Annotated in this window: 14 protein-coding genes and 3 tRNA genes; 8 read left to right on the top strand and 9 right to left on the bottom strand. The window is 61.8% G+C overall.

Features of this window, described 5'->3' with window-relative positions; genetic code table 11:
• Positions 1-7: 7 nt before the first annotated feature.
• The 3 genes from gmk to DWV00_RS27620 all read left to right on the top strand — a co-directional run bounded on the left by gmk (position 8) and on the right by DWV00_RS27620 (position 3,457).
• The gene (gene gmk, locus DWV00_RS27630; protein WP_115536804.1) at positions 8-703 is read left to right on the top strand and encodes a guanylate kinase; all 696 of its coding nucleotides are present in this window, start codon (positions 8-10) and stop codon (positions 701-703) included.
• A gap of 60 nt (positions 704-763) precedes the next feature.
• Positions 764-967: a DNA-directed RNA polymerase subunit omega gene (gene rpoZ, locus DWV00_RS27625; protein ID WP_006400783.1), complete on the top strand. Its 204-nt coding sequence runs from the start codon at positions 764-766 to the stop codon at positions 965-967.
• Positions 968-1,060: 93 nt separating this feature from the next.
• A complete protein-coding gene (locus DWV00_RS27620; protein WP_115536803.1) occupies positions 1,061-3,457 on the top strand; it encodes a RelA/SpoT family protein in 2,397 nt (798 codons plus the stop codon).
• A 129-nt stretch (positions 3,458-3,586) separates the two neighbouring features.
• Here DWV00_RS27620 and DWV00_RS27615 read toward each other — a convergent pair.
• Positions 3,587-3,663, bottom strand: a tRNA-Arg gene (locus DWV00_RS27615).
• A gap of 69 nt (positions 3,664-3,732) precedes the next feature.
• Positions 3,733-3,809 (bottom strand) — tRNA-Arg (locus DWV00_RS27610).
• 127 nt (positions 3,810-3,936) lie between these two features.
• On the opposite strand from DWV00_RS27610, the gene greB reads away from it, so the two are divergent.
• Positions 3,937-4,497, top strand: a complete 561-nt coding sequence (gene greB / locus DWV00_RS27605) for a transcription elongation factor GreB (RefSeq protein WP_115536802.1) — start codon at positions 3,937-3,939, stop codon at positions 4,495-4,497.
• A gap of 161 nt (positions 4,498-4,658) precedes the next feature.
• Here greB and DWV00_RS27600 read toward each other — a convergent pair whose 3' ends face one another.
• Together DWV00_RS27600 and DWV00_RS27595 are read right to left on the bottom strand one after the other, a co-directional pair.
• Positions 4,659-5,804 carry a porin gene (locus DWV00_RS27600; protein ID WP_115536801.1) on the bottom strand — a complete coding sequence of 382 codons (1,146 nt, stop codon included), beginning with the start codon at positions 5,802-5,804 and terminating at the stop codon, positions 4,659-4,661.
• 576 nt (positions 5,805-6,380) lie between these two features.
• On the bottom strand, positions 6,381-6,653 hold the full coding sequence (locus DWV00_RS27595) for a hypothetical protein (RefSeq protein WP_115536800.1): 273 nt from the start codon (positions 6,651-6,653) through the stop codon (positions 6,381-6,383).
• A gap of 375 nt (positions 6,654-7,028) precedes the next feature.
• Here DWV00_RS27595 and DWV00_RS27590 point away from each other — a divergent pair, with 375 nt between their 5' ends.
• Positions 7,029-7,232 (top strand): cold-shock protein, encoded by a 204-nt coding sequence (locus DWV00_RS27590; RefSeq protein WP_115536799.1) that lies wholly within the window; start codon positions 7,029-7,031, stop codon positions 7,230-7,232.
• 126 nt (positions 7,233-7,358) lie between these two features.
• Entirely contained in the window at positions 7,359-8,513 is a 1,155-nt protein-coding gene (locus tag DWV00_RS27585) for an exonuclease domain-containing protein (RefSeq protein WP_115536798.1), read from the top strand.
• 53 nt (positions 8,514-8,566) lie between these two features.
• On the opposite strand, the gene DWV00_RS27580 is transcribed toward DWV00_RS27585, so the two are convergent.
• The 3 genes from DWV00_RS27580 to DWV00_RS27575 form a co-directional block, all read right to left on the bottom strand.
• Positions 8,567-9,163, bottom strand: coding sequence for a chorismate mutase (locus DWV00_RS27580; RefSeq protein WP_115536797.1), 597 nt, complete (start codon positions 9,161-9,163; stop codon positions 8,567-8,569).
• Between the two features lie 37 nt (positions 9,164-9,200).
• Positions 9,201-9,350, bottom strand: a complete 150-nt coding sequence (locus DWV00_RS34195) for a hypothetical protein (protein WP_181885602.1) — start codon at positions 9,348-9,350, stop codon at positions 9,201-9,203.
• 337 nt (positions 9,351-9,687) lie between these two features.
• On the bottom strand, positions 9,688-10,806 hold the full coding sequence (locus DWV00_RS27575) for an aldo/keto reductase (RefSeq protein WP_115536796.1): 1,119 nt from the start codon (positions 10,804-10,806) through the stop codon (positions 9,688-9,690).
• A 121-nt stretch (positions 10,807-10,927) separates the two neighbouring features.
• Between DWV00_RS27575 and DWV00_RS27570 the strand changes: the two genes are divergently transcribed.
• Together DWV00_RS27570 and DWV00_RS27565 are read left to right on the top strand one after the other, a co-directional pair.
• Positions 10,928-11,857: a LysR family transcriptional regulator gene (locus DWV00_RS27570; RefSeq protein ID WP_115536795.1), complete on the top strand. Its 930-nt coding sequence runs from the start codon at positions 10,928-10,930 to the stop codon at positions 11,855-11,857.
• Between the two features lie 181 nt (positions 11,858-12,038).
• A complete protein-coding gene (locus DWV00_RS27565; protein ID WP_115536794.1) occupies positions 12,039-12,272 on the top strand; it encodes a superinfection immunity protein in 234 nt (77 codons plus the stop codon).
• Positions 12,273-12,344: 72 nt separating this feature from the next.
• Here the strand turns inward: DWV00_RS27565 and DWV00_RS27560 are convergent.
• Both DWV00_RS27560 and DWV00_RS27555 read right to left on the bottom strand, forming a co-directional pair.
• Positions 12,345-12,420 (bottom strand) — tRNA-Thr (locus DWV00_RS27560).
• A 60-nt stretch (positions 12,421-12,480) separates the two neighbouring features.
• Positions 12,481-13,497: a class 1 fructose-bisphosphatase gene (locus tag DWV00_RS27555; protein WP_115536793.1), complete on the bottom strand. Its 1,017-nt coding sequence runs from the start codon at positions 13,495-13,497 to the stop codon at positions 12,481-12,483.
• Between the last annotated feature and the right edge of the window lie 39 nt (positions 13,498-13,536).

Raw genomic sequence — 13,536 nt, 5'->3', positions numbered from 1 at the left:
GAGAACCATGACCGAGTCCACGCACGAATCGCATGCGGCGTCTGACGCTCCGCGCAATCCCTACGCCGGCTCCTATCCCGGCAATCTATTCATGGTGGTCGCGCCCTCGGGCGCGGGCAAGTCGACGCTCGTGAACGCGCTGCTCGCACGCGATCCGGCAATCCGTCTATCGATTTCGTACACGACCCGCAAGCCGCGCCCGGGCGAGCAAGACGGCCAGCACTATCACTTCACGACCGTCGACGATTTTCTCTCGCGCCACGGCCACGGCGAATTCCTCGAGAGCGCGGAGGTGCACGGCAACTACTATGCGACGTCGCGCTTGTGGATCGAGCAGCAGATGAAAAGCGGCCATGACGTGCTGCTCGAAATCGACTGGCAGGGCGCGCAGCAAGTGAAGAAGCGCTTCCGCAATGCGGTGGAGATTTTCATTTTGCCGCCTTCGCTCGCGGCGCTCGAAGATCGACTGAAAAAGCGCGGGCAGGACGAGCCGAACGTCATCACGCGCCGGCTGCTGGCGGCCGGCAGTGAGATCGCGCATGCGGCCGAATCCGAGTACGTCATCATCAACGAGCACTTCGAGCGCGCACTCTCCGAGCTGCAGTGCGTGGTCGACGCGACGCGTTTGCGCTTTGCCTCGCAATACGCGCGCCATGCCGAGCTTTTCGTCGAGCTCGGCATTCATCTGCCGCAGGCCGAGTGAAGGCGGGTCCTTGCGTACATAAGGTAGAATGAGCAACATATTGAGAAGGAATTTCGAAACATGGCCCGCATTACCGTCGAAGACTGCCTGAAGCAAATCCCGAATCGTTTCGAGCTGGCGCTCGCCGCGACGTATCGTGCGCGTCAGCTCGCGCAAGGCCACACGCCGAAGATCGAAAGCCGCGACAAGCCCACCGTCGTCGCGCTGCGCGAGATCGCGGCGGGCCAAGTCGGTCTCGAGATGCTGAAGAAGGTCCCCGTCTAAAGTTGTCGGACGCGCTGGGTGCATCGCGCCCGGCGCCGTCTCGAGCCATGCCATCTCGCGCACAGCCCGCTTAGCGATCGATAGGAGGCGAAAATGAGCGCTACCCCATCGTCCGCCTCCGCTTCCGACGATGCCGTGCATCTCGAGCACGAGCACGACGTCGAAGCAACCGGCCCCGCGCGCAAATACATCGACGCGGTTCTCGAACAGTCGTTTCGCCACCTGTTCGGGCCGACCGCCACGCCGGAGCAGCCTCGCAAGCATGACGTCGTTTCGATCGCGAAACTCACGTCGATGCTCGCCGGCTACCTGAGCCCCGAAGAAATCAAAGAGGTCAAGGCCGCGTTCCACTTCAGCGATGAAGCGCACCTCGGCCAATATCGCCATAGCGGCGAACCGTACATCACGCACCCCGTCGCCGTCGCCGAAACCTGCGCCGGCTGGAAGCTCGACGCGCAGTCGATCATGGCCGCGCTGTTGCACGACGTCATGGAAGACCAGGGCGTCACGAAGACGGAGCTCGCCGAGCGTTTCGGCCCGAAAGTGGCCGAACTCGTCGACGGCCTGTCGAAGCTCGACAAGATGGAATTCCGCAATCGCGAGGAAGCGCAGGCGGAAAACTTCCGCAAGATGCTGCTCGCGATGGCGCGCGACGTGCGTGTCATCCTCGTCAAGCTGGCCGACCGTCTGCACAACATGCGCACGCTCGGCGCGGTGCCGGCCGAGAAGCGCCGGCGCGTGGCACGCGAAACGCTCGATATTTACGCGCCGATCGCGCACCGCCTTGGTCTGAACAATACCTATCGCGAGCTGCAGGACCTGAGCTTCGAGAACTTCAACCCGCATCGCTACGCCACGCTCGAAAAAGCCGTGAAGGCGGCGCGCGGAAATCGGCGCGAGGTGGTCGGCAAGATTCTGGAGTCGGTGCAGCGTTCGATCGCCGATGCGCAGATCGACGCCGAAGTGACGGGCCGCGAGAAAACGATCTACAGCATCTACAAGAAGATGCGCGACAAGCAGCTCTCGTTCTCGCAGGTGCTCGACGTTTACGGCTTTCGTGTCGTGGTCGGCAGCGCGCTCGAGTGCTATACGTGCATCGGGGTGCTGCACGCGCTCTACAAGCCGGTGCCCGGCAAGTTCAAGGACTACATCGCGATTTCGAAGGTCAACGGCTATCAGTCGCTGCACACGACGCTCGTCGGTCCGTTCGGCGCACCGATCGAATTTCAGGTGCGCACGCGCAAGATGCACGAGATCGCCGAAGCGGGCGTGGCTGCGCACTGGCTGTACAAGAACGGCGGTGCGGATCTGAACGACGTGCAAAAGCGCGCGCACCAATGGCTGAAGTCGTTGCTCGACATTCAGAGCGAGGCCGGCGATTCGAGCGAGTTCCTCGAGCACGTCAAGATCGACCTGTTCCCCGATGCGGTCTACGTGTTTACGCCGAAGTCGAAGATCATGGCGCTGCCGCGCGGTTCGACCGCGCTCGATTTCGCGTATTCGATCCACAGCGATCTCGGCAATCAATGCGTCGCCGTGAAGATCAACAACGAACTCCTGCCGCTGCGCACCGAGCTCAAGAGCGGCGACATCGTCGAAGTGATCACGGCGCCGTACTCGAAGCCGAACCCTGCGTGGCTCGGTTTCGTGCGCACGGGCAAGGCACGTTCGGCCATTCGGCACTACTTGAAGACGATGCGGCTGAACGAGTCGGTCCAGCTCGGCGAGCGGCTGGTCGATCAAAGCCTGAAGGGTTATGGGCTGGCGCTTGCCGATATCGAGCCGGAAGTGTGGGACAAGCTCGTGCAATGGACGGGCAACAAGAATCGCCAGGAGATTTTTGCCGACATCGGGCTCGGCCGTCGTGTGGCGGCGGTCATGGCCAAGCGGATCGAGGTGCTGGTCAGCGGCCGCGACGCCGACGACGAGCGCGGCGAAGCGGCGGGCGGGGGCCATCATCCGGCCGCGCCGGCTGCGCCGCCTGTCGTCATCACGGGTACGGAAGGCATGTCGGTGCAGTTGTCGGCCTGCTGCCGGCCGATTCCGGGCGACGACATCATGGGCTATATCGGCATCGGGCTCGGCATGGCGATTCACACGACCGACTGCCGCGTCGCTCAGCGCATTCATCGGCGCGATCCGGGGCGCTGGATCGATGTCGCGTGGGCGCCGCAGCCGGGCCGGTTGTTCGACGTGGCCGTCAAGGTCCTCGTGCGCAACGTGAAGGGCGTGTTCGCCCGCGTGGCGGCCGATATCACGTCCGCCGACGCGAACATCGTCCATATCGCGATGGATGAGGACTTGTCGCAGGAGTCGACGGTCTTGCGGTTCGTGATTCAGGTCAGCGACCGCGTTCATCTGGCGAACGTCATGCGACGTGTCAGGACGAACCCGGACGTCATGCGCATTGCGCGCGAGCGCCCGAGCGAGGACGGCCATCATCGCCACGACGGCGGTATGCGAATCGAGCGCGAGCGCGGCGATTATTGATTTGATTTGCGGAAAGCGGGGGGGGCGCCGGGCGGCGGCGGGCCCGATCGATGCGCGCAAAGCGATCGATACGGAAAAAGGGGCGCCGGAAAAAACAAAGGGCCTTCCGAATGGAAGGCCCTTCATAGGTGGCGCGGCTGGCAGGATTCGAACCCACGACCCCTTGGTTCGTAGCCAAGTACTCTATCCAACTGAGCTACAGCCGCACGCTAAAACTTCAAACCGGACTTCGGTGAAACAAAAGAGCCTTCCGTGAAGAAGGCTCTTGAAAAGAGTGGCGCGGCTGGCAGGATTCGAACCCACGACCCCTTGGTTCGTAGCCAAGTACTCTATCCAACTGAGCTACAGCCGCACGCAGAAGCGAAATTATAGCAAACTTCCGAGAAAAGGGAAGACATCGGGGCGGGTTTCTTCAATCTTTCTTATAGCGGGCCTGATCGTGTACGCTTGAACATTGATTCCCCGCAGTGATTCGTACCATGAACAAAGCATTTGTCAAAGAGTCGAGCGACGGCGACGACGACGATCTCGACGTAGTCCAGCCGGAAATTCCGGCCGGCACCAAGAACTACATGACGCCCGCGGGCCATAAGCGCATGCGGGACGAACTCCTCCATCTGATCGACGAGGCGCGTCCCGACGTCGTCAAGCTCGTGTCCTGGGCGGCTTCGAACGGCGATCGGTCGGAGAACGGCGATTACATCTACGGAAAGCGCCGCTTACGCGAGATCGATCGGCGCATCCGCTTCTTGACCAAACGGCTCGATTTGGCCGAAGTGGTCGATGCCAGCAGGCAGGAGAACGTCGACCAGGTGTTCTTCGGCGCGACGATCGAATACGCCACCGAAGACGGCGAAACCCATACGGTCACGATCGTCGGCGTCGACGAGGTCGATCTCGATCAAGGACACGTGAGCTGGATCTCGCCGGTCGCGCGTGCGCTGCTCAAGGCGCGCATCGGCGATACCGTCACGCTGCATACGCCAGCCGGGCCGGAGCAGATCGACGTGCTCGAGGTGCGGTATCCAACGGGCGGCTGATTCGCGGGCCTTGTGGTTGGTGCTCGTGCGCGTGAGGGGGGCCCTCTGACGGTTCGATGCGTTGGTTTTTCGCCGAATTCGCCGAGACGAAAAAAAGGCGCCGCGAGTGCGGCGCCTTCGTCATGCATTGAAGCGTTGGGCCGGATTCCGGCCGCTCGAGCTTAGAAGCGGTGGCGCAGGCCGACCGTTGCAGCCACTTGCTTGTTGTTCGACGACGCGGCCAAGCCGTTGATGTCGGCCGTGAGCGGCAAGCCTTTGTTGACCGCCAACTGGTACTCGCCTTCGACGTAGACGTCCGTGCGCTTGGACAAAGCGTAGTCCGCTTGCAGGCTGAACTGATTCCACTTCGGACTCGTGCCGCCTATCGCGCCATCGGTGTACGTATAGGCGCCGGCCAGGCTGACCGCCGGCGTCAGAGCGTAGCGCCCGTTCAGTTCGAAGTTGTTGAAGCGAGCCGTGCCGCCCGGCAGGGCGAGCGTGCCCGTCGTGCCGGCGTTCGATGCGTTGACGCCCGTCGCATCGTTCAGGTGCGTCTGCGTGAAGACGAAGCCCGCCGTTGCCGGGCCGAACGTGTAGTTCAGGCCCGCGCCCCAAGTGCGCTGACGGCTTGCGACGAAGGTGGCGTCGCCGGTCACGGCGCCAGGGCCGCTCGCGGCTTGATTGAGCGCGTTCAGATCGTTGTCGAGCTGCAAGTAGGCCGCGGCGACATTGAACCCCATGTACGTATACGACGCGCCGACGCTGAACGCCCGGTTGTTCGAGAACTGGCCCGCCGTGTTGGAGAACCCGTACAACGCGCCCATCTTGAAGCCGCCGTAGTTCGCGCTCTGGAAGTGAACCGAGTTGTTGATCCGGAACGAGTTGTCGAGGTTGTCGTTGTCGAACGGATGCGCGAAGTAGGTGCCGCCGTACTGCGTGCCCGTCAGCGACAGCGGCCCGAGGTATTGAACGACGTCGTCATATTGACGGCCGAGCGTGACGGTACCGAATTGGTCGCTGCTCAAGCCGACGAAGGCTTGGCGGCCGAATTCGCGGCCGCTTTGCTTCAGCGTGCCGTCGTTGATGCCGAACCCGTTTTCCAACGTGAAGATGGCCTTCAGGCCGCCACCGAGGTCCTCGGACCCGCGCAAGCCCCAACGGCTGCCGTTGACCGAGCCTGTCGTCTCTTGAAAGTTGTGGCTGCCGTGCTGGTTATTCGTATAGGTGATGCCGGCGTCGATGAGACCATACAGCGTCACGCTGCTCTGAGCGTGCGCCATCGTCGCGAACGCGCCTGCGAGAGCGCCGACTAGAAGCGTCTTCTTCATCTTTCACTCCAGTATCAGTATCAGTATCAGGAAGTTTTCTTGGCTGTCGCCCGAGGCGCCGGCCGCAGCGCATTCACTGCCGCACTGGACCGTCCGCACGGCGATGCGGGAAACCACAGCAACAGGGTCCGTTTTTCCGAACTGGGTTGAGTGTAAATAGCGGCTCCTTCGCGATCGACTTTCGAAAAGCGCAATAAAGTATTGAGCGATCGGAAATGGGCTGAAAAATCCGTCAAAGCCTTGCTGGGTAAGGCTGTCTGAGGATTTTAAAGGGGGCTGATCAAATACGGATAACGTGTGACGTTGTGTTTACGACACGTGATTTCGAATGAATATCGGCGTTGGTCGTCTTTGTGACTAATTATTGACGATTTTGAAAAAGAGGTTTGCGCCCTATAGTAATAATCGGCCATATGCCGGACGCTATACTGCCGGTTCTGCTTGCCCAAGCAGACTTTTTCATCAAGGAAAAGACGTCTCCAAACCTTTGTCAACGCGGCCTTCCAGCCGCGTTTTTTTTGCGCCTAATTTTGTGCGTTACTCGTGCATCTTTTAGTGGCGAATCTTTTTTGCGGCTTAACCGCGCATGCGGCGCCGTCCACCTTGCTTGTCCGATCCGTGCCGGTAGTCGACTTCGTCGTCCTCCAGCGGGAGGGCCCAATCTTCCATGACGTAATGGCGTGCATCCATCGGCGAAGCCAATAGATTTTGCCAATGATCGCCGTGCCAGAAGGGATCGAACTCGAGAACCGAGGCTGTCGCGCTATTCGTCGGACCAATCGATGCCGCCGTGGGGCGAAGCATGCGGATGAGCCAGGAGACGAAGCGCTTGATGGGGGTTGCGTGCATGACCGTCTCCAACCAAATCGTCTATCTGATGATGAGACGGCGGTTCTGCCCAGGCAACCCGGAAAAATACTTACCGTAGAAATATCTTGTTGCAAACAGCGCAGTTTTTTCCTGTTTTCCGATTCTTATCTGCGCTTCACAGGTAATAGTGACTTTCCCGGCACGATTTTTTAGTGCGTTGTGCATGCCCTCCGAGTGGAGGCGCCATTTAATGAAAAATTCCTTGACGACCGCTGATCTGAGCATTTATAAAAGCAGCGCCGGAATCACCCAGTGAGCGGCGCCGCGGGAGAGAGACCGAGGTGTCGTTTTTCCGAGGCTGGGCTTACGGCGGAGGGCGCTGCCCGTCTATTAAATTTCGAGGGAATTAGTACTATGGAAACCGGTGTCGTCAAATGGTTCAACGATGCTAAAGGCTTTGGCTTCATCACGACCGACAAGGGCAACGAAGACGTGTTTGCGCACTTCTCCGAGATTCAAGCTGATGGCTTCAAGTCTCTGAAAGAAAATCAACGCGTTCAGTTCGATGTGAAGACGGGCCCGAAGGGCAAGCAAGCGGCGAACATCCGCCCGCTGTAACACGTTGTTCCGGCAGGCCGCGCCCAGCCGCCTTCGTTAGGGCGCTCGACGGCGCGGCACGCATCCTTACAAGGGCGCTCGGGTGGTGCATACTTCGTCAATCGAAGCACCCGAGCGCCCTTATTCATGTCAGATTCATCGTTTCCGACCCCGCTGATCGACACCCCCATCGCATTCGTCGATCTCGAAACCACGGGTGGCTCGGTCGCGGAACATCGCATTACCGAAATAGGCGTCGTGCAGGTAGGGCCGGGCGGTGTCTCGCGCTGGAGCACACTGGTCAATCCCGGGCAGGCCATTCCCCCTTTCATTCAGTCGTTGACGGGTATCACCGACGCCATGGTGCGTGATGCGCCGACGTTCGCGTCGCTGGCGTCCGATCTGTTCGAACGGCTCGACGGCCATCTTTTTATTGCCCACAACGCCAGTTTCGACCGCGGCTTTTTGCGCGGCGAGTTTCACCGGGCCGATTTCGCCTTCAATCCCGATGTCCTTTGCACGGTCAAACTTTCGCGCGCGCTCTGGCCGCACGAGAAGCGGCACGGGCTCGACGCGCTGATCCAACGCCACGCGCTCGAGCCGCTGGCGCGCCATCGCGCCCTAGCCGACGCCGATTTGCTTTGGCAGTTCTGGCAGCGGTTGCACGGCGCCTGGGCCCCCGACGTTCTGCGCGGGCAGATCGACCGCACCGTGCGGCGCTATCGCATCGCGGGCGATATTACCGAGGACGTGATCGACTCGGCGCCAGCCGGGCACGGCGTCTACGCGTTCTTCGACGCGTCGGACGTCCCGCTCTACGTCGGGCGCAGCGTGCGCCTGCGGCAGCGCGTGCGCGCGCATCTGACGGGCGAGCGGCGGTCGGCGCGTGAAACGCGGATCGCCGAGCAAGTGCGCCGCGTGCAATGGCGCGCGACGGGCGGCGAAATCGGCGCGATGCTGACGGAAGCGCAATGGATCGGTACGCTGCGCCCGGTGCATAACCGGCAGCCGCGCGTCGGCCGGACGGAGTCGCTGGGCTCGCCATGGCCGTTCCAAACGGCGATCGTGTTCGACGAGTGCGGCGAGGATGGGGCGCTCGGGCGCGTTTTTCACGTCGTCGACCGCTGGTGCTACCTGGGCGCCGCGCCGACGCTCGAGGCCGCGCGCGCGCTCGTGGCCGAGCGGGGGGAGCCGGTGTTCGAACCGTCGACGTTTCGGATTTTGCAGACCCACCTCGCGCGCGGGCTGCGCGTGATGCCGTTGGAAGCGGTGGCGGGGGAGGCGGTTGGGGCGAGCCTGTGAGGTCGGGGTGATGCGTTCAGCGCTGCAGCAGCGCTGTAGCGCCGGCTAGCGCTCTAGCCTTCGCCGCCGACGCCGCCCGCCTTGCAGACATGCGCGAGGGCCGTGTTCAGCGCTTGCGCGTCGATCGCCCCGTAACGCGTCAGCGCTTTCCAATTAGCGACGCTTTGCGCGAGCCGAGCCGGACAATCGTCGGCATCGCGCGACGGCTGCACGCGCGCGAGCGCCCTGATCAGCGCGTGAGTGACGCGATCGAGTTGGGGCCGGGTGCTGGTGGCCAGATCGGGGATCGCACCCGATGGCGGTGCTGATGTGCGCCAGCGCTCAAATAATGCGGTTTGTATTTGCTTGCTCGCTTCCATTTGATCTTGGAAGAAGGCATGTGCGTAGGCCGGGTCGACATCCGCCGCTTGTGCGCGATGTGCGACGTCGGCCAGCAATTGCGCTTCGCGCGGCGCGTCCGTGATCGGGCGATGGTTCGCCCATTTCCATTGAGCGACGGGCAGTGCCAATGCCAGGCGCTGGGAGACGAGTGCAACGAGGTTGGTCATCGCCGTCTCGTCGCCATCCGCGCGCGCGCCCACGCTCGCCAGCGACAGGGCGAGGCACAGGGCGACAGCCGGCAGCGCCGAGCGGCGCACGCGAGGTGTCATTCGATGCGAGCGACGAGGCCCGCAACCGCCGCAGCGTTCACTTCTGTTCGCACAGCTTGCGCTGCTCGTCGAAAAACGCGCGTACGTGTTCGGGCAGTTCGGTCGCCAAAAATTCGACGCCTACCGGTTCCGGATCCGGGCTGGATACTTTGTCGGGGGTCGGAATTTTGGTGGGCTTGGCTTCCATGATTTATCTCCTGGCACGTGACAATTATCCGACGCGGTTCCTGCGAAGTGCCAGCGCCGAATCTTTTTTTAACGCTTTGTTGCATTAACGGCACAGCCACTCGTGCTTTGAAGACAGCCCCAAGATTCTTTGACCAAAATCAACGGATACTCAGGTACACGCATCGGTTCGCATCTCGCGCAAGCTTGTGGTGCTTTTCTCCCAATGTCCGTATTTGAACGTACGTTCAGCGCGCACCTGAGGTCGCTGGTCGTCGTACATCGGGCGCGGCCGCTCGATTCAGAAGCGTGAGCGCTGCGCCCGCTCGTTTCGTCGTCGCCCCCCCGCTATCCGGAAGTTATGTCCGTGGGGCCGGTACGTGAACGGGGCGATCGTACGCGGCGCTCTTGCTGCTGACGTCGACCTGCCCGTGGATGCGCGCTTGGTGGCCGTCCTCGAACATGTAGTAGGGGAATGGCCGCCCGGGTTCGGAAACGGCATCGAGGCGGGCCGCGAGTGCCGGGTCGAGTTCGAACTCGAGCGATGCGAGCGAGTCGCGCAGTTGCTCCGGCTTCGTCGCGCCGACGATGATGCTCGAGACGCCGCGTTTGCGATGGAGCCAGTTCAGCGCGACTTGGGCCATCGGCCGATCCGCTTCGCGCGCGACGGCTTCGAGTTCGGCGACGATGCGGAAATTGCGCTCGGTCAGCTTGTCGAATCCCGGCGGTGGCTTCGCGCCCGGATTTTGCGCGAGCACCGTATCGAGCCGGCCGCCGCTTGTCGCGCCGCCTTGTGACGGCTTGTATTTGCCGGAAAGCACACCCATCCCGAGCGGGCTCCACGGCACGAGCCCCATTCCGAGTTCGACCGCCAAGTCGGCGAACTCGAGTTCGGCGTTGCGCTCGATCATCGAGTACTCGAGCTGCATCGCGGCAACGGGTTCGAAGCCGCGCCACTGGGCCAGGGTCTGAGCCCGCGCGGCGAACCAAGCCGGCGTGTCGGACAGCCCCACATAACGAATCTTGCCCGCGCGCACGGCGTCGTCCATCGCACGCATGACTTCGTCGACGGGCGTCATGCGATCCCAGGTGTGAAGATAGTAGAGATCGATGTAGTCCGTGTTCAGGCGCTTGAGCGAGCCGTCGAGCGCCCGCATCAAGTTCTTGCGATGGTTTCCACCCGCGTTCGGGTTGCCTGCCTGCGCGTTGTAGCTGTACTTCGTCGCGATCACGAGCTGGTCGCGCAGGCCGCGGGCGGCCACGAACTTGCCGATGAAGCGCTCGCTCGTGCCTTCCGTGTAGAGATCGGCCGTGTCGATGAAGTTGCCGCCTTCGTCCACGTACAGATCGAACAAGCGTTGTGCCGTCGCTTCGTCGGCACCCCAGCCCCATTCGTCGCCGAACGTCATCGTGCCCAGCGAGATCGGCGAAACGCGCAGGCCCGAGCGGCCCAGCAGGGTATAGCGGTTCATCGTCATGTCAGCGCTCCTTGTTGTCGGTCGGTGGTATCGATGGGTCTATCGTGCTCGCATTTATCTTGTGGAAAAATAGCGGTCGACTACATGAATTGTGAAGTCATGCTTAATAAAGGAGACGCTTATGGACCCGGCGCAATTGCCCGCGCTCGTTGCTTTTGCGAGCGTGGCCCGGCATGGGAGCTTTACGCGCGCGGCCGCGGAGGGCGGCGTGTCGGCGTCGGCGCTGTCGCAATCGGTTCGCTCGCTCGAAGCGCAGTTGAATGTGCGGTTGTTCAATCGGACCACGCGCCGGGTTGCGCTGACGGAAGCGGGCGCGCAGTTTTTGGAGCGTGTGCGTCCGGCGCTGGCCATGATCGATGAGGCTTGCGAGGCGCTGGACGAGACACGGGCCGAGGCGAGCGGGACGTTGCGGATCAACCTTCCGCGTATCGCTAGTGAGTTGCTTGTCATGCCGCACCTGGCCGAGTTCACGCGTCGCTATCCGCGCGTCGTGCTCGAGATGTCGCTCGACGAAGGGCTCAGCGATCTCATTGGGGAAGGGTTCGATGCGGGTATCCGGTTAGGGGAGCGGCTCGCGCGCGACATGGTGGCCGTTCCGTTGTCGGGGCCGTTACGGCTCGTTGTGGCGGGTTCACCCACGTACTTCGAGCGGTATCCGAAGCCGTCGACGCCTAGTGATCTGATACAGCACGATTGCCTGCGTTATCGGTTTTCGACGAGTCGCGGGATATATCGCTGGGAATTCGCCGAGCCCGGCAAGGCGCAGCGTGCGTTCGAGGTTCAGACGGGCGGGACGTTCGTTACCAACGATTTGCGCACGATGGTGAATGCGGCGGAGCAGGGCGTCGGGCTGCTGCATGTCATCGAGGATTATGTTCGCCCGCAATTGAACGATGGGCGGCTCGTGCGCGTGCTTGAAGATTGGTCGCTGACGTTCGACGGGTTTTCGCTCTATATGCCGAGCCGCGCGCAGGTGCCGTTGAAGCTCAGGGTGTTCGTGGATTTTTTGAGGGAGAAGTGCCGGGTGGGGAGGAGCGGTGGGCGACGATGACAGCTGTATTTCGCGGTTCGCCTTGTGCGTTAGCGCATAGAAATCCCTCCCCCGGATTGGCTAATGTTCACATGGCGCGCAGCGGCTTCGCACGGAAATTACGGTCCACTGCGCGACGTCATGAACAAGCCGCGCATACTCCATGGATAGCGTGGCGGGCATTCGCTTACGGGGAAGCGCCATGTCAATTATCGATCCGAAACTCGTCGGTATTCTCTTGCTTGGCGCTATCGAGGTCGTGCTCGCTTGCTATGCCTTCTTCGCGCCAACGATCATTGCCCGGTGTCGCCAACACCGCGCGCGCGATGCGATCCTTGCCACCAATCTGCTATTCGGATGGACGCTCATTGGCTGGTGCGTTGCGCTGATCTGGGCATTAGCGCAACCGAGAAGATTCGAAATTCATTCACGATGAGTACTCGGACGCGCGGACGCCCAAAAACAAAAAGCCCAGTCACGAGGGCTGGGCTTTTTGCTTGAATCTTTGTGGTGCCGGAAAGAGGAATCGAACCCCCGACCTTCGCATTACGAATGCGCTGCTCTACCGTCTGAGCTATTCCGGCATCAACATCAGAGAAACGCGATTATAGCGACAGTTTTCGGAGGCGCGCAAGCCCCTTTGATCATTTTTTTTCTTCGCGGTGATAGCTCGTCACCCGGTCGACCTCGTTCTTCGAACCGAGGAACACCGCCACGCGCTCGTGCAGGCTCTTCGGTTGGATATCGAGGATGCGTTCGGCGCCGTTCGTGGCCGCGCCGCCCGCTTGCTCGACGATGAACGCCATCGGGTTCGCCTCGTACATCAGCCGCAGCTTGCCCGGCTTGTCCGGCGTGCGTTTATCGGCCGGATACATGAAGATGCCGCCGCGGTTCAAGATGCGGTGCACATCGGCCACCATCGACGCCACCCAGCGCGTATTGAAATCGGCCTGGCGCGGCCCGGTCGTGCCCGCGAGCAACTCGCCCACGTAACGCTGCACCGGCTCGTACCAATGACGCTCGTTCGAACCGTTGATTGCGTACTCGCGCGTATCGGCCGGGATCTGCAGGTTGTTGTGCGTGAGCACCCACGAGCCCAGCTCGCGATCGAGCGTGAAGCAGTTCACGCCGTTGCCCGTCGTCAGGACGAGCACCGTCTGCGGACCGTACACCGCGTAGCCGGCCGCCACTTGCTGCCGGCCCGGCTGCAGAAACGATTGCTCGGTCGCGTCTTGTCCGTCCGGGCAGCGCAGCACCGAGAAGATCGTGCCGATCGAGACGTTGACGTCGATGTTCGAGGAGCCGTCGAGCGGATCGAACACGAGCAGATACTCGCCGCGCGGATAGTTCGACGGGATCGGGAACAGCGTTTCCATTTCTTCCGACGCCATCGCGGCAAGGCTGCCGCCCCACTCGTTGGCGTCGAGCAGGATTTCGTTCGACAGGACGTCGAGCTTCTTCTGCACTTCGCCTTGAACGTTCTCGGTGCCTGCGGTGCCGAGCGCTTCGCCGAGCGCACCTTTGCTCACGTGATAGCTGATCAGCTTGCAAGCGCGCGCGACGACTTCGATCAACAGGCGCAAGTCGGCCGGCAGATTATGGTTCTCTCGCTGCTGCTCGATCAGATACTTAGCCAGGGTAGTGCGACGTTGCAAAGACATTGCGGTGCTCCGAAAGCCATGGGAATGCGACGATTTTAC

This window comes from Trinickia dinghuensis, from assembly GCF_003367175.1.
In the GTDB taxonomy this organism is placed as follows: Bacteria; Pseudomonadota; Gammaproteobacteria; order Burkholderiales; family Burkholderiaceae; genus Trinickia; species Trinickia dinghuensis.
Note: the sequence above shows the minus strand (reverse complement) of the source record. Positions and strands in the feature narration are given on the sequence as shown.

What these genes read in the sequence shown, in the direction of transcription:
- DWV00_RS27590 (WP_115536799.1), top strand. Translation starts at nt 7,029, where the DNA reads ATGGAAACCGGTGTCGTCAAATGGTTCAACGATGCTAAAGGCTTTGGC.
- DWV00_RS27575 (WP_115536796.1), bottom strand. Translation starts at nt 10,806, where the DNA reads ATGACGATGAACCGCTATACCCTGCTGGGCCGCTCGGGCCTGCGCGTT.
- DWV00_RS27555 (WP_115536793.1), bottom strand. Translation starts at nt 13,497, where the DNA reads ATGTCTTTGCAACGTCGCACTACCCTGGCTAAGTATCTGATCGAGCAG.
- DWV00_RS27565 (WP_115536794.1), top strand. Translation starts at nt 12,039, where the DNA reads ATGTCAATTATCGATCCGAAACTCGTCGGTATTCTCTTGCTTGGCGCT.
- gmk (WP_115536804.1), top strand. Translation starts at nt 8, where the DNA reads ATGACCGAGTCCACGCACGAATCGCATGCGGCGTCTGACGCTCCGCGC.
- DWV00_RS27600 (WP_115536801.1), bottom strand. Translation starts at nt 5,804, where the DNA reads ATGAAGAAGACGCTTCTAGTCGGCGCTCTCGCAGGCGCGTTCGCGACG.
- DWV00_RS34195 (WP_181885602.1), bottom strand. Translation starts at nt 9,350, where the DNA reads ATGGAAGCCAAGCCCACCAAAATTCCGACCCCCGACAAAGTATCCAGC.
- DWV00_RS27570 (WP_115536795.1), top strand. Translation starts at nt 10,928, where the DNA reads ATGGACCCGGCGCAATTGCCCGCGCTCGTTGCTTTTGCGAGCGTGGCC.
- DWV00_RS27620 (WP_115536803.1), top strand. Translation starts at nt 1,061, where the DNA reads ATGAGCGCTACCCCATCGTCCGCCTCCGCTTCCGACGATGCCGTGCAT.
- rpoZ (WP_006400783.1), top strand. Translation starts at nt 764, where the DNA reads ATGGCCCGCATTACCGTCGAAGACTGCCTGAAGCAAATCCCGAATCGT.
- greB (WP_115536802.1), top strand. Translation starts at nt 3,937, where the DNA reads ATGAACAAAGCATTTGTCAAAGAGTCGAGCGACGGCGACGACGACGAT.
- DWV00_RS27585 (WP_115536798.1), top strand. Translation starts at nt 7,359, where the DNA reads ATGTCAGATTCATCGTTTCCGACCCCGCTGATCGACACCCCCATCGCA.
- DWV00_RS27580 (WP_115536797.1), bottom strand. Translation starts at nt 9,163, where the DNA reads ATGACACCTCGCGTGCGCCGCTCGGCGCTGCCGGCTGTCGCCCTGTGC.
- DWV00_RS27595 (WP_115536800.1), bottom strand. Translation starts at nt 6,653, where the DNA reads ATGCACGCAACCCCCATCAAGCGCTTCGTCTCCTGGCTCATCCGCATG.